The following is a 13131-nucleotide window of genomic DNA, read 5'->3' on the forward strand; positions in this document are numbered from 1 at the left end:
TATCGATATGAATGAACTTAGAGATAATAGCGAGACCGGCGAACTTATTCAGTACATTATTATCAAGATTGATGATGAGCAATACGGAATCAACATCAAATACATAGATAACATCGTTAGGATGCAGCAGATCACCAGAGTACCAAAGGTTGATGACTATCTTAAGGGCGTTATCAATATCCGAGGCGAGATTGTTCCCGTAATGAGCGTGAGAATGAAAATGGGACTCTCTGAAGATGAGATTACCGGCAAGACCAGGATCATTATCCTTAAGTCCGGAGAAGGAGATCTTGTAGGAATAATAGTTGACCAGGTTAACCAGGTTCTTACACTTGATTCCAAAAATGTCGAAAAGGTTCGCTATGACGACAAGAAAGACAAAACGAACGGATCATTTGTTAATGGTGTAGGACACTATGACGGAGGTCTTGTATCTATACTTGATCTCGATGCAGTGATATCTGAGAAGGATTCAAAAGAGAAAGCATCTAATGCCGGCTGATCGGAGGATAATATATGGGTGAGATGAGTCTTGACAATCTTTCAAGTCAGTATTTTGACATTTTGAAAGAACTAGGAAACATTGGTGCCGGAAATGCGACAACAGCTCTAGCACAGATGATCGGGACCAAGGTTGATATGGCTGTACCTCAGGTTAGGCTCCTTGATTTCAAGGATGTCGGTGATATGATGGGCGGCGCTGAGCAGATCATGGCAGGTATTTACCTTGCGGTAGAGGGCGATATTGATGGAAGCATTATGTTCCTTCTCAACAAGGTTGCTGCGAGACATCTGGTAGACAAGCTTATGGGAACAGGACCCAAATCAGAGGATGAGGAGTTTGATGAGGTTGAAATGTCAGCCCTTAAGGAAGTAGGAAATATCATCACAGGATCCTATCTGAACTCCTTATCTATGATGACAAACCTGAAAATGATTCCATCAATTCCGTACGTTGCCATCGATATGGCTGCTGCTATCCTTAGTGTTCCGGCTATCCAATTCGGTATGATGGGCGATAAGATTCTTTTGATCGAGACACAGTTTTTCGATGAATTAAAGTTAAGCGGATACTTTATTCTTCTGCCAGATATGGATGGATACAGTAAGATTCTTTCTTCACTTGGAATGGGAGAAGTGCAGCTTTAAACGAAAGGGCGACATATGAGTCAAATAATTAAGGTTGGTATGGCCGATCTGAATATTTGTGTCAGCCCTGACGGAATAACCACTTTGGGACTGGGATCCTGTGTTGGAATTGCAGTAAGGGACCCGGTCACCAAGATTGGTGGTCTGGCACATATAATGCTACCGGATTCAACTGAGATTAAGAATAATTCGAATATTCCCAAGTTTGCTGATACGGGAATCGAAGAGCTGATCAAGCAGATTGTGGCAAAAGGCGCAAGCAGGCAGAGACTCGTTGCCAAGATCGCGGGAGGCGCCCAGATGTTTGCATTCCAAAGCAGCAACGCACAAATGCGTGTTGGTGACAGGAATGTACAGGCTACACTCAAGAAGCTCAAGGAGATGAATATTCCGGTTCTTGCTCAGGATACCGGTGATTCCTATGGTAGAACGGTCATTTTTTATCCGGAGAACGGAAACTTTGTGATAAGGGCTGTTGGAAAGCCTGAGAAAATAATATGAATACCGATATTGATCAGATTAAAAAAGTCAATACAAAGGTTGTCACACCGCTGATAGTGCTTAGCTGTACTGCGATCATCGCGATCTTTACGTACTTTAAGCACTATCCGGCAGGAGATTTTTTTATCATTGTTTTTGCTTCAGTTGTTATCTTTCTTGTTATTGGACTGATCATTGAAAAAATGCTCAACAGATTTCTTGAGATCAACTATGAGAAGGCTTTGGCGGAAAGACTTGAAGCAGAACGTCTCGAGGAAGAGGCAAGGGCCGCCATGGAGGCGGAAGGTGGCGAAGATATAGGAACTGGAGATGACCAGGAGCAGCCACCTCAATTCTAAAAAACTGGGGATAATGTTGCATGGATGAGGCAGGCAGAAATAAATTATGGACTGAATATCATAAGACAAAATCAGCTGATATACGTGAGCAGCTGATTTTGGAGTATGCGCCTTTAGTAAAACTGGTTGCAGGGAGACTTTCCATGTACCTGGGCTTTAACGTAGAGTACGATGATCTTGTCGGATACGGCATCTTTGGTCTTATAGATGCTATCGACAAGTTTGATCTGATGAAAGACGTAAAATTCGAAACTTATGCAAGTCTTCGTATTCGCGGTGCAATTCTTGATCAGATCAGAAAAATGGACTGGATTCCGCGTACCATAAGACAGAGGCAAAAGAAAATCGAGGCCGCCATCAGAGAAATCGAAAAAGATGGAGGTCATGTTGCTACGGATGCAGAAATCGCTGCCAAGATGGAGATAAGTGAAGACGAGTATCAGAACTGGCAGAACCAGATGAAGGTCACAGGTGTTGTATCCCTTAACGAGTTTATGGAACAGGGATCTGACATACCGGAGGACAATAACAACAGAAGCTCTTCGTTTGTAAAGCCTGAAGAGGCAATGGAAAAAGAAGAACTCAAAAAGATGTTGGCCGAGTCACTTGAAAAGCTGACAGACAAGGAAAAGAAAGTTATTCTTCTTTATTACTACGAAGAACTTACACTAAAAGAAATTGCGGAAGTGCTGGAAGTTTCAGAGTCGAGAGTATCTCAATTACACACCAGGGCACTTCAGAAAATGAGAGAAAAATTAGGAGATTATCTGGGGATTGTGACTAATTCAAGATAATACAGAGGTGGATTATGAATGGGTATTTTCAGCTTGTTATAACACCAAAAGGCACCGGAATCAAGGTGTATGCACCTACTGATGGGGGGCAGCCCTTAAACGTCAACGACGTGAGGGACTATCTTGATGATAGGAAAATTCAATATGATGTAGTTATTATAAACGATGCTGTGACTAAGGCCGAAGAAAATGTTGTTATTTTTACAGATGCTCAGCTTCTTCCTGAGCGTGAAGGCTGTAAATTCGACATTTCCAAGGATCGTATGACTGTCACGGCATTTTTTTACCCTCCCAGTGAAGGCGCAGAGCTAATGACAGAAAAAGAAGTCATGGATTCTTTGGCGTACAGAAAAGTTACATATGGTATACAGACTGATGCTATTCATGATTTCTTTGAGCACAGAAAGTACTGCACTGAGATTGTTGTCGCACAGGGTAAGCCTGTGAAAGAAGGACACGATGCAAAGGTGGAGCTTCATTTTAGTGCAAACTTAAGAGCCAAACCGACATTAAGAGAGGATGGCAGTGTTGACTACTTCCACTTAAACCTCATCAATAATGTTGAAGCAGGGCAGCTTCTGGCAACGCTTCATCCTGAAGAACTCGGAGAACCGGGCATAAATATTTACGGCGAGAATATTAAACCGCATGCAGTTAAGTCAACATATATTAAGTACGGCAAGAATACAGTTCTTTCTGAAGACAAACTCACTCTGACTGCTGAGAAGTCCGGACATGTTACTGTTAAGGAAGGAAAAATCACTGTTTCTGATGTTCTTACACTTGAAAATGTGGATGTTGCTACAGGAAATATCGAATATGAAGGCAGTGTCCAGGTAAAGGGCGTAGTTGCCAGCAACTTCAGCGTCAAAGCAGGCGGAAACATAGTTGTAAAAGGCATTGTTGAAGGTGCGGTACTTGATGCGGGAGCCGATGTAATCCTTGAATGCGGTGTTAAGGCTGGCGGAAATATAAAAGCCGGTGGAAATGTAGTTACAAAATTCATAGAAAATGCTAATATATCAGCAAGAGGAGGAATCACCAGCGAGTGTATCCTCCATTCAACGGTTTCATCGGGAACAGAGATTAATGTTACAGGTAAAAGAGGCTTTATTGCAGGTGGCAAGGTTTCTGCCGCAGACAAGATACAAGCCAAGATCCTGGGTTCCGAGATGGGAGCCAATACAGTTATAGAAGTAGGTGCAGATCCACAACTTAAGTTAAGGTTAAAAGAGCTTCAGAAAAGTATTGCTGCTGCAAGCAAAAATATAGAGGGAATCAAACCCACTATAGAGGGCTTTACCAAGATGCTGAAGGCAGGAGCCAAATTCACACCGGATCAGGTTGCCAATGCCAAGAAGCTGATTGAACTTAACAAAACTCTGACTATGCAAATAGAAAAAGATTCAGAGGAATACTCGGAACTTATGGAAAAACTTGCTGAGTCCAAGGAAGCTGAAGTAATAGTTGAGGGGACAGCTTATCCCGGGACAACAGTAAACATAGGTGAGCTTTCCATGATTGTAAAAAAGCCTGTTCAATACAGCAGGTTTGTTGTTAAGGAAGGGGATGTGAGACTGGCACCAATCTGATGAGGAGAGAGGAGGTGTATGACCCATGTCTATTAATCATATTGATTTTGGGGTGATGGCGACATCTACGGATGTTACATCAATGAGAGCTGCGGAAGAGGCAAGACCTGTTGCCGATCAGCAGAATTTTCAGGCACAGTTCAGAGAGGAAGTTCAAAACAGAGAACATTCCGTAAATGCTAAAAATGATATTGATCAGGGTGCGCTGAATTCCGATGCACAGGACAAAGGCTCAAATGAGTACATGGGAGACGGTGGAAGAAACAGAAGAGGTTCAGGCGGAAATGGGGACAATCAGCCGCCGGAGAGACAGCTGTCAGTTGAACAGATGGAAAAGATGGCAGGCAATATGCTGGACAGAAACGGTAAGCCTGTTGATCTGCGTATCTCTTCAGGTTTCGATTTGAAGATTTAAGTTTTCTATATTATAATTAATAGACGTATTTTTTCGTACGTTTAATTTTTGTGGGGTAATTGGGCGGAGATGATAAGTATTACGGAAATTGTTCTCATAGTCGCGGGATTTGCCGCGATCATATTGGGATACCTTCTTCCAGCCGGTAAGGAACTTGACGAAGAAGACAAGATGCTCATGGAACGTGAAATTCGTGAGCTTGTTAGGCGTGAGGTTGAGGATCAGAAGGAAACCATCGAAGACATGGTGGATGACACCGTCGAGAATTCTCTGGACAGAACAGAGAGAGCCATGGAGCGTATATCCAATGAGAAGCTTTCAGCTATTGGCGAATACTCTGATACTGTTATCAATGATATCCACAAAAATCACGATGAAGTAATGTTCATGTACGACATGCTCAATGACAAACACAAGAATCTTACAAATGTTGTCAGTGAGGTTACCAAAAAGGCTGATGAAGCCAAACAGGTAGTAAGAGATGCCGAAGCAACCGCAAGAGAAGCTCAGGAGGCATCAAGTTCTTTAAAGGCTGCTACCCCGGACAATGTACGTGCAATTCTTTTAGATGAAACAGATGACAGATTGAGCGGAATTAAGATTCCCGTCAAGCCAAAAGAGCCTGAGCCCCAAATGGCTGCTCCGGAGACAGAGGTTGTACAGCCCATACAGCAGCAGGAACCTGTAAGAGTTGTGAGACCTGAACCTGAACAGATAGCTCCTCAAAGCGGATATGTTGATGAAAAGAATCTTAAGGAACTTGATGTTCTTAAAGAGATTCCGGCTGAGGTACTCACTTCAGAACAGATATCGGGACTTCATGTTATCGGCGGAAAAGACCATGAGCAGACATCATCCAAGGTTGTGCAGATAACAGAGGCGGTTAGAGTTGAAGGAAGATCCAAAAATCCTGATAAAAACATGAGAGAACTTACTGCCAATGATCCTGTTTCTCAGAACAAACAGATCATAGAAATGCACAAGGCCGGTAAATCAAACATGGTCATTGCAAGAGAACTGGGGCTTGGAATCGGAGAAGTCAAGCTGGTTATCGATCTTTCAAACAAGCACAGAAAAGTCAGATAAGAGGATGTGTATTTAAATGAAGTTAAAGTATTATCTTCGCGGAATGGGAATAGGTATTATTCTCACTGCGATTGTTATGGGCTTTGCCCTTGGGGGAAGAAAAGCAACACTAAGTGATGCCGAAGTCATAAAGAGAGCCAAGGCTTTGGGAATGACAGAAGCTACTGCGGAAGTTCTCACCCAGACACAAAGTGAAGACAGTGAGGTGGAAGGCAATGATGCATCTTCATCCAATCAGACACTGGATCAAATCGGAGAAGAAATACCTGAAGAAATCAACCAGGAACTCGCTCTATCAGATCCGTCAGTTCCGGAAGTGGTTACTGAGAAGGAAGAAACAGAAAGCGATGTCACAGAAGTTGACAGCAGCTCTGACGCATCGACAAAAGAAAGCTCAGATGCAACAAGCGCCTCTTCAAAAGCAGAAGAAATAAAAGAACCTGTCAAGGACGTTAAAACAGAAACCGAGTCAGAAGCTGACAGCGCTGCTTCAGCAACGACATCTTCTGCTGAAACAGAGAGCGTAACCGAAGCTCCGTCAACAGGAATTACAGATTCGACGACAACTCTTAATTCATCCAGCAAGGTTGTTACAATCCCTGGCGGAATGGGAAGCGATGGTGTCGCTTCACTTCTTGCAAGAGAGGGAATAATTGATGATGCGGTAGCATTTAATAAATACCTTGTTGAGAGAAGAGTCGACAGGATAATAAGATCCGGAACAAAGACAATTCCTGCCAATGCAACATATGAAGAGATTGCAAGGATAATAACTACAGGATAAATTTTAAAGAAGTGGAAAATTCCACTTCTTTTTTGTTGATTTATCGAGGCTCATGTGATAATATTGAAGAGCTGTGGACATTTATAGGCTATTTATGCCCATTTAAAGGTGCATGGCGGAAACAATTAAACACGCATATCTTATTTCTTGGCCGGTGTCAGTTTTACTGATCAGCCGGGAGCCCACCACATAGGATAACGCCCCTTGTGGACTCATGGGTAAGGGATGTGCGGAAGATTAAACCAAACGGAGGTATTAAAATGAGCGTTGTATCAATGAAACAGTTACTTGAGGCAGGTGTTCACTTCGGACACCAGACAAGAAGATGGAACCCTAAAATGGCTCCTTACATCTTCACAGAGAGAAACGGTATCCACATCATCGACCTTCAGAAGTCAGTTGTTAAGGTTGACGAGGCTTACAAGGCAGTATTCGAGATTGCACAGCAGGGTGGAACAATTCTTTTCGTTGGAACCAAGAAGCAGGCTCAGGATGCAGTTAAGACAGAGGCTGAGCGTTGCGGAATGTACTATGTAAATGAGAGATGGCTCGGTGGAATGCTTACAAACTTCAAGACAATTCAGAGCAGAATTGCACGTATGAAGGCTATCGAGAAGATGCAGGAAGACGGAACATTCGATGTTCTTCCTAAGAAGGAAGTTGCTCAGCTTAAGAAGGAGCTTTCAAAGCTTCAGGCTAACCTTGGCGGAATCAGAGATATGAAGAGAATTCCTGATGCTATCTTTGTTGTAGATCCTAAGAAGGAGAGAATCTGCATTCAGGAGGCTGAGTCTCTTGGAATCACACTTATCGGTATCGGTGATACAAACTGTGATCCTGAAGAGCTTGACTTCATCATCCCCGGTAACGATGATGCTATCAGAGCAGTAAAGCTTATCGTTGGTAAGATGGCAGACGCTGTTATCGAGGCTAACCAGGGTGCAGAGTCTGATGCAGCTGCAAACTATGACGCAGAGGGCGCAGAGGAAGCTACAGAAGAGACAGTAGAGGCTTAATCAAAAATCAAATAAACCTTACGGAGGATATATAAATGGCTATTACAGCAGCAATGGTTAAAGAGTTACGTGAGTCTACAGGCGCCGGAATGATGGAGTGCAAGAAGGCTCTTACAGAGACTAACGGAGATATGGATGCAGCCGTTGAGTACCTTAGAAAGAACGGTATCATGAAGGCTGAGAAGAAGGCCAGCAGAATCGCAGCTGAAGGTCTTACAAGAATCGCTGTTAAGGATGACAAGACAGCAGCTGTTGTTGAGGTTAACTCAGAGACTGACTTCGTTGCACAGAACGAGAAGTTCCAGTCATTCGTAGAGGCAGTAGCTACACAGGCTGTTAATTCAGATTCTAAGGATCTTGAGTCATTCATGGCTGAGAAGTGGAACCTTGACGAGTCCAAGACTGTTAACGATGCTCTTGTCGAGATCACAGCAGTTATTTCTGAGAAGCTCAGCATCAGAAGATTTGAGAAGGTTGTTGCAGAGAACGGTATTGTAGTTCCTTACGTACACGGCGGCGGAAGAATTTCTGTTCTTGTTGAGGCAGATACTGATGTTGTTAACGATGACATCAAGGATGCTGTTAAGAACGTAGCTATGCAGGTTGCAGCTCTTAATCCTAAGTTCATTTCTTCTGAGGATATTTCAGAGGAGTACAGAAACCACGAGAAGGAGATCCTTCTTGCTCAGGCTATGAAGGAGAACGAGGAGCTTCCTGAAGGAAAGAGAAAGCCTCAGGAGATCATCGAGAAGATGCTTATCGGACGTCTTAACAAGGAGTTCAAGGAAATCTGCCTTAATGAGCAGGTTTACGTTAAGGCTGAGGATGGCAAGCAGACTGTTGCTCAGTACCTTGCACAGGTTGGCAAGAACAACAGCGCAAACATTAAGATCAAGAAGATCGTTCGTTTCGAGACCGGTGAGGGTATCGAGAAGAAGAACGAGAACTTCGCTGAGGAAGTTGCTAAGCAGGCCGGAACACTTGGCTAATTTATAATTGACTTACTTTATAGGGGCTTTGGTTGATCCAAGGCCCCTATTTTTTGTGCACTTTATAGGTGGAATTTTCGGGGCGAATGTCATATACTAGTCATAGTGTGTTTTGGGGAAGAAAGACGCACATATTGTATGAAGAAGGTTGGGTGATTTCATTTTGGATGCTGCAGTTACTATCAAGGGAACAAAGTCAGGGATTATTCTGGTTTTGGATCCGTCTTTACCTTTTGAGGATCTTTGCCTGTCTGTTAAGGACAAGTTCAAAGAGGCGTCATCATTTCTGGGCAAGAATAATATGGGACTCCTTATAAGAGGAAGAGAGCTGACAGATGAAGAGAAGGACCTTGTTGTATCTTTAATTCAGGAGAATTCCGAGCTTACCATCACCTGTATCATTGACGATGAATCTGTGTTTGAAAAGGAATTCAAGCACGCAAAAACAGCAGAACCGGTCATTGAAGAGGCGGTTCAGGAAACTGTTATAAATGATATGTTCGATGATTCTGCTGTGATCTACAGGGGGAATCTGCGCTCGGGCCAGGATATCTCCAGTGAGAAGAGTATTGTTGTTTTAGGTGATGTTAAACCGGGTGCAAATGTTACTTCTTACGGCAGTATCTATATTCTGGGAGAGCTTCGCGGAAATGCTTTTGCAGGAGCAAGCGGAGATCAGAGTGCTATTATTATGGCACTGGATTTGAGACCTATACAGGTGAGGATTGCAGATGCAATTGCCATCTCTCCGGATGCTGAAAAAGGTGCCAAGATAAAGGTCAGAAAAAAGAAAATACTTGGAGGCGGTGAAGGAGATCCTGAGGTCGCCTACATAGAAAACGGTCATATAGTTAAGACCGGTTACGGTGCGTCATTTTTAAGACAGTTTTACAAGATTTAATTTATGTGTTTTAGGAGGATAACATGGGAGAAGTAATAGTTATTACATCAGGAAAAGGCGGAGTTGGTAAGACAACAACAACTGCCAATCTTGGAACAGGACTTGCCAAGCTTAACAAGAAAGTTGTTCTTGTTGATACGGATATAGGACTTCGTAATCTTGATGTCGTTTTAGGACTTGAGAACAGAATAGTATACACTTTGGTGGATGTTGTTGAAGGAAATTGTAAATTAAAGCAGGCTCTTATCAAGGACAAAAAATATGAGAATCTCTTTCTTTTACCTGCTGCACAGACAAGAGACAAGACAAGCGTAACACCTGAGCAGATGAAGAAGCTTACAGAGGAACTTAAGACAGAGTTTGATTATGTCATCCTTGATTGTCCTGCAGGTATAGAGCAGGGATTCAAGAATGCCATTGCCGGAGCAGACAGGGCTCTTGTTGTAACAACACCTGAAGTTTCTGCGGTAAGAGATGCAGACAGGATAATCGGACTTCTTGAAGCCAATGAGATCAAGAATCCTCAGCTTGTAGTAAACAGACTTCGTCCTGATATGATCAAGAGGGGCGATATGATGTCTGCAGATGATGTTGTTGATATTCTTGCGGTTGAACTTATCGGCCAGGTTCCGGACGATGAGAACATCGTAGTTGCAACCAATAACGGAGAACCGCTTGTTGGAGATAATTCACTGGCCGGACAGGCATATATGAATATCTGCAGAAGAGTGACAGGTGAGGCTGTTCCTTTCCTTGACCTTGATGCAAGAAAGGGTCTCTTTTCCTGGTTTAAGAAAAAGTGATAGGAGGTAAGAGCAATGAAGATTACAGATATTTTTAAAAAGAAATCATCAAGTGATGTTGCCAAGGACCGCTTAAAACTCGTTCTTGTATCTGACAGAGCCAGTTGCTCTCCTGAAATCATGCAGAAGATCAGAAGTGACATTATAGAAGTCCTTTCAAAGTATGCTGAGATTGATATGGATGGAATCGATATCAATTTCACACAGATGGATACTGAAGAAGGCAGTGGTAAGACTGTACCGGCTCTTTATGCAAACATCCCTATCAAGAATATGAATCATAATGTCAAAAAATAATTAGCTTATGGATAATACTAGTACGGGCCTTTCAAGTGTAAGAGCTGCAGAGCTCTTACAGCAGGGGAAAGGCAACACTCAAATTGAAAGCATTGGAAAGACCAACAGAGAGATAATCAGAGAGAATATTTTTACATATTTCAACCTGATATTCTTTATTATGGCCATTTTGCTGGTAATTTCGGGAGCATGGAATTCACTTACCTTCCTTCCGGTAATTGTCTGCAATGCGCTTATTGGTATTTTTCAGGGAATCAAGGCCAAGAACATACTGGACAGGCTTAAGGTTCTTCATCAGACAACCGTGACGGCTGTGAGAGATGGAGAAGAGACGATTGTTCACGTTGATAAGCTTGTTCTGGGTGATGTAATTGTTCTTACTGCAGGAAGTCAGATATGCGCTGATGCTGTAGTCGTTGAGGGTGAGATTTCCGTTAATGAGGCACTTCTTACCGGAGAAGCGGATGAGATAAACAAAAAGCCGGGTGATGAGCTTATGTCCGGAAGCTTTGTGGTTTCCGGAAGGTGTCTTGCACAGCTTACCAGAGTCGGGCAGGATTCATACATTTCCAAGCTTATGCTCAAGGCTAAGAAAATGCCTTCATCAGAGCAGTCTGAAATGGTTAAGTCCATTAACAAGATTGTTGCATTTGCGGGTCTTATCATTATTCCAGTCGGAATACTTCTTTTTGTACAGAGCTTTTATATTCAGGGGAACTCATTTGCTGAGAGTGTTCCTTCAATGGTGGCAGCGCTTATCGGTATGATACCTGAAGGATTATATTTGCTTCTTAGTATCACTCTTGGACTTAGTACAATCAGACTTGCCAAGCAGAAAGTCATGCTTCACGATATGAGAAGTATAGAGACGTTGGCAAGGGTTGATACAATATGCGTGGACAAAACCGGCACAATAACAGACAACAGTATGCTTGTTGCGGATGCGGTTCTTTCTGACGGTTCAAAAGAGCCTGAGGCTCTTGATTATTATGTTAATCTGATTGCGGACTATATAGGTTGTGTTCCGGATGACAACATTACCATGCATGCACTAGAGGATTACTTCCCCATAAGAAACAGCAGAACATGTTTGTCGTTCCATCCGTTTTCATCGAAGTATAAATACAGCGGTGTGCAGTTCAAGGACGGAACATATCTGATGGGGGCGCCTGAATTTATTATTCAGGACGAGTACGCTAATTACAAAGAACTTATCGACAGCTATGCTCAAATTGGATTAAGAGTACTTTGCTTTGCAAGCTATTTTGGCGGAGCGGACGGCTCAGAAGTTGTTGATGAGAATGCTGAAAATCTGTCAATTGAGCTTCCGAACGGAGTTCTGAATGGGGCTAAGACAAGACCTCTTGTGTTTATTCTGCTCCAGAATCCGATCAGGGAAAATGCTCCGGCAACCTTTGCTTATTTCAAGAAACAGGGAGTGGATGTCAAGGTCATATCCGGTGATAATCCAATGACTGTCTCAAATGTTGCATTTAATGCCGGAATAGAAAACAGCGATAAGTATGTGGATGCCAGCACTCTTGATGATGCTGACATTCCGGATGCCGTAAGGACATATACGGTATTCGGACGTGTTTCACCTGAACAAAAACAGAAGATTGTAAAGGCGCTTAAGAAGGATGGACATACTGTAGCCATGACCGGAGATGGTGTTAATGATATTCTGGCTATGAAGGATGCGGACTGTTCAGTGGCAATGGCCGCCGGTTCTGATGCGGCTGTTCAGGCAGCGCAGGTTGTCCTTATGGACAGCGACTTTGCCAATATGCCCAAGATTGTGGCAGAGGGTCGTAGAAATATCAATAATATTGAGAGAACAGCGACACTTTTCCTTGTAAAGAATATATTCTCACTGTTCCTTGCACTATTCTCAATTATTAATGTGCTTACATATCCGTTGCAGCCATCTCAGATCACCATGGTAAGTCTTTTCAATATAGGTATACCCGGATTCTTCCTTGCAATGGAGCCCAATAACAGAAGGATAGAGGGACACTTCCTTATTAAGGTTTTACTGAAAGCAATGCCTGCGGCTTTGACAGACTTTTTAGCAATTGCAGCACTTGTGGTATTTGGTAATACCTTTGGTGTTGACCAGACGGATGTATCGGTTGCATCAACATTCCTTCTTGCGATAGTCGGATTTATAATCCTGGCCAATATCTGTTATCCGCTTAATGCATACAGACTCCGCGTTATCGGGGGATGTATTCTCGGAATGATAGTGGCAGCTATTGTATTTAATGATCTTTTTTCAATTAGTCACGTTTCAATGAAGTGCGCAATGCTCTTTGTGCTTTTCGCAATTGCAACTGAGCCGTTTATGCGCTATCTGACGATGTTCTTTACCTTTGTAGAGAGCAAAGTTCAGACAAATTTTACCGGCGGAAAAAAGATAACAAGTCATAAACGAAATTTTGTGGTATAATTTAATAGTACAAAATT

15 protein-coding genes are annotated in these 13131 nt (G+C 42.8%); all 15 read left to right on the plus strand.

Annotated features, from left to right (window positions below; translation table 11 throughout):
- Positions 1–7 precede the first annotated feature (7 nt).
- The 15 genes from G590_RS0101230 to G590_RS18015 all read left to right on the plus strand — a co-directional run bounded on the left by G590_RS0101230 (position 8) and on the right by G590_RS18015 (position 13114).
- The gene (locus tag G590_RS0101230; RefSeq protein WP_022763847.1) at positions 8–502 is read left to right on the plus strand and encodes a chemotaxis protein CheW; all 495 of its coding nucleotides are present in this window, start codon (positions 8–10) and stop codon (positions 500–502) included.
- A 14-nt stretch (positions 503–516) separates the two neighbouring features.
- Positions 517–1149: a chemotaxis protein CheC gene (locus G590_RS0101235; RefSeq protein ID WP_022763848.1), complete on the plus strand. Its 633-nt coding sequence runs from the start codon at positions 517–519 to the stop codon at positions 1147–1149.
- Positions 1150–1164: 15 nt separating this feature from the next.
- Entirely contained in the window at positions 1165–1650 is a 486-nt protein-coding gene (locus G590_RS0101240) for a chemotaxis protein CheD (RefSeq protein ID WP_022763849.1), read from the plus strand.
- The gene (locus G590_RS0101245) at positions 1647–1988 is read left to right on the plus strand and encodes a hypothetical protein (protein WP_022763850.1); all 342 of its coding nucleotides are present in this window, start codon (positions 1647–1649) and stop codon (positions 1986–1988) included. Before G590_RS0101240 ends, G590_RS0101245 begins: the two co-directional genes overlap by 4 nt.
- Before the next feature lie 20 nt (positions 1989–2008).
- Entirely contained in the window at positions 2009–2782 is a 774-nt protein-coding gene (locus G590_RS0101250) for a FliA/WhiG family RNA polymerase sigma factor (protein ID WP_022763851.1), read from the plus strand.
- Positions 2783–2796: 14 nt separating this feature from the next.
- Positions 2797–4374, plus strand: coding sequence for a DUF342 domain-containing protein (locus tag G590_RS0101255; protein ID WP_022763852.1), 1578 nt, complete (start codon positions 2797–2799; stop codon positions 4372–4374).
- 25 nt (positions 4375–4399) lie between these two features.
- On the plus strand, positions 4400–4789 hold the full coding sequence (locus G590_RS0101260) for a hypothetical protein (RefSeq protein ID WP_022763853.1): 390 nt from the start codon (positions 4400–4402) through the stop codon (positions 4787–4789).
- A 69-nt stretch (positions 4790–4858) separates the two neighbouring features.
- Positions 4859–5875 carry a DUF6115 domain-containing protein gene (locus tag G590_RS0101265; protein WP_022763854.1) on the plus strand — a complete coding sequence of 339 codons (1017 nt, stop codon included), beginning with the start codon at positions 4859–4861 and terminating at the stop codon, positions 5873–5875.
- 16 nt (positions 5876–5891) lie between these two features.
- Positions 5892–6659: a membrane protein gene (locus G590_RS0101270; protein ID WP_022763855.1), complete on the plus strand. Its 768-nt coding sequence runs from the start codon at positions 5892–5894 to the stop codon at positions 6657–6659.
- A gap of 260 nt (positions 6660–6919) precedes the next feature.
- Entirely contained in the window at positions 6920–7675 is a 756-nt protein-coding gene (gene rpsB / locus G590_RS0101275; protein ID WP_022763856.1) for a 30S ribosomal protein S2, read from the plus strand.
- Positions 7676–7710: 35 nt separating this feature from the next.
- Positions 7711–8664 (plus strand): translation elongation factor Ts, encoded by a 954-nt coding sequence (gene tsf / locus G590_RS0101280; protein ID WP_022763857.1) that lies wholly within the window; start codon positions 7711–7713, stop codon positions 8662–8664.
- A 163-nt stretch (positions 8665–8827) separates the two neighbouring features.
- A complete protein-coding gene (locus tag G590_RS18010; RefSeq protein WP_155828705.1) occupies positions 8828–9565 on the plus strand; it encodes a septum site-determining protein MinC in 738 nt (245 codons plus the stop codon).
- A 23-nt stretch (positions 9566–9588) separates the two neighbouring features.
- Complete coding sequence (gene minD / locus G590_RS0101290) at positions 9589–10368, plus strand: septum site-determining protein MinD (RefSeq protein ID WP_022763859.1); 780 nt, start codon at positions 9589–9591, stop codon at positions 10366–10368.
- 15 nt (positions 10369–10383) lie between these two features.
- The gene (minE, locus tag G590_RS0101295) at positions 10384–10665 is read left to right on the plus strand and encodes a cell division topological specificity factor MinE (RefSeq protein WP_022763860.1); all 282 of its coding nucleotides are present in this window, start codon (positions 10384–10386) and stop codon (positions 10663–10665) included.
- 7 nt (positions 10666–10672) lie between these two features.
- Entirely contained in the window at positions 10673–13114 is a 2442-nt protein-coding gene (locus G590_RS18015) for an HAD-IC family P-type ATPase (protein WP_022763861.1), read from the plus strand.
- The last annotated feature ends 17 nt before the right edge of the window (positions 13115–13131 follow it).

The organism is Butyrivibrio sp. XPD2006, from assembly GCF_000420865.1.
In the GTDB taxonomy this organism is placed as follows: domain Bacteria; phylum Bacillota; class Clostridia; order Lachnospirales; family Lachnospiraceae; genus Butyrivibrio.

Bases quoted from the DNA above. Each gene is read 5' to 3' on its own strand.
- G590_RS0101230 (WP_022763847.1), top strand. From the start codon at position 8: ATGAATGAACTTAGAGATAATAGCGAGACCGGCGAACTTATTCAGTAC.
- G590_RS0101235 (WP_022763848.1), top strand. From the start codon at position 517: ATGGGTGAGATGAGTCTTGACAATCTTTCAAGTCAGTATTTTGACATT.
- G590_RS0101240 (WP_022763849.1), top strand. From the start codon at position 1,165: ATGAGTCAAATAATTAAGGTTGGTATGGCCGATCTGAATATTTGTGTC.
- G590_RS0101245 (WP_022763850.1), top strand. From the start codon at position 1,647: ATGAATACCGATATTGATCAGATTAAAAAAGTCAATACAAAGGTTGTC.
- G590_RS0101250 (WP_022763851.1), top strand. From the start codon at position 2,009: ATGGATGAGGCAGGCAGAAATAAATTATGGACTGAATATCATAAGACA.
- G590_RS0101255 (WP_022763852.1), top strand. From the start codon at position 2,797: ATGAATGGGTATTTTCAGCTTGTTATAACACCAAAAGGCACCGGAATC.
- G590_RS0101260 (WP_022763853.1), top strand. From the start codon at position 4,400: ATGTCTATTAATCATATTGATTTTGGGGTGATGGCGACATCTACGGAT.
- G590_RS0101265 (WP_022763854.1), top strand. From the start codon at position 4,859: ATGATAAGTATTACGGAAATTGTTCTCATAGTCGCGGGATTTGCCGCG.
- G590_RS0101270 (WP_022763855.1), top strand. From the start codon at position 5,892: ATGAAGTTAAAGTATTATCTTCGCGGAATGGGAATAGGTATTATTCTC.
- rpsB (WP_022763856.1), top strand. From the start codon at position 6,920: ATGAGCGTTGTATCAATGAAACAGTTACTTGAGGCAGGTGTTCACTTC.
- tsf (WP_022763857.1), top strand. From the start codon at position 7,711: ATGGCTATTACAGCAGCAATGGTTAAAGAGTTACGTGAGTCTACAGGC.
- minD (WP_022763859.1), top strand. From the start codon at position 9,589: ATGGGAGAAGTAATAGTTATTACATCAGGAAAAGGCGGAGTTGGTAAG.
- minE (WP_022763860.1), top strand. From the start codon at position 10,384: ATGAAGATTACAGATATTTTTAAAAAGAAATCATCAAGTGATGTTGCC.
- G590_RS18015 (WP_022763861.1), top strand. From the start codon at position 10,673: ATGGATAATACTAGTACGGGCCTTTCAAGTGTAAGAGCTGCAGAGCTC.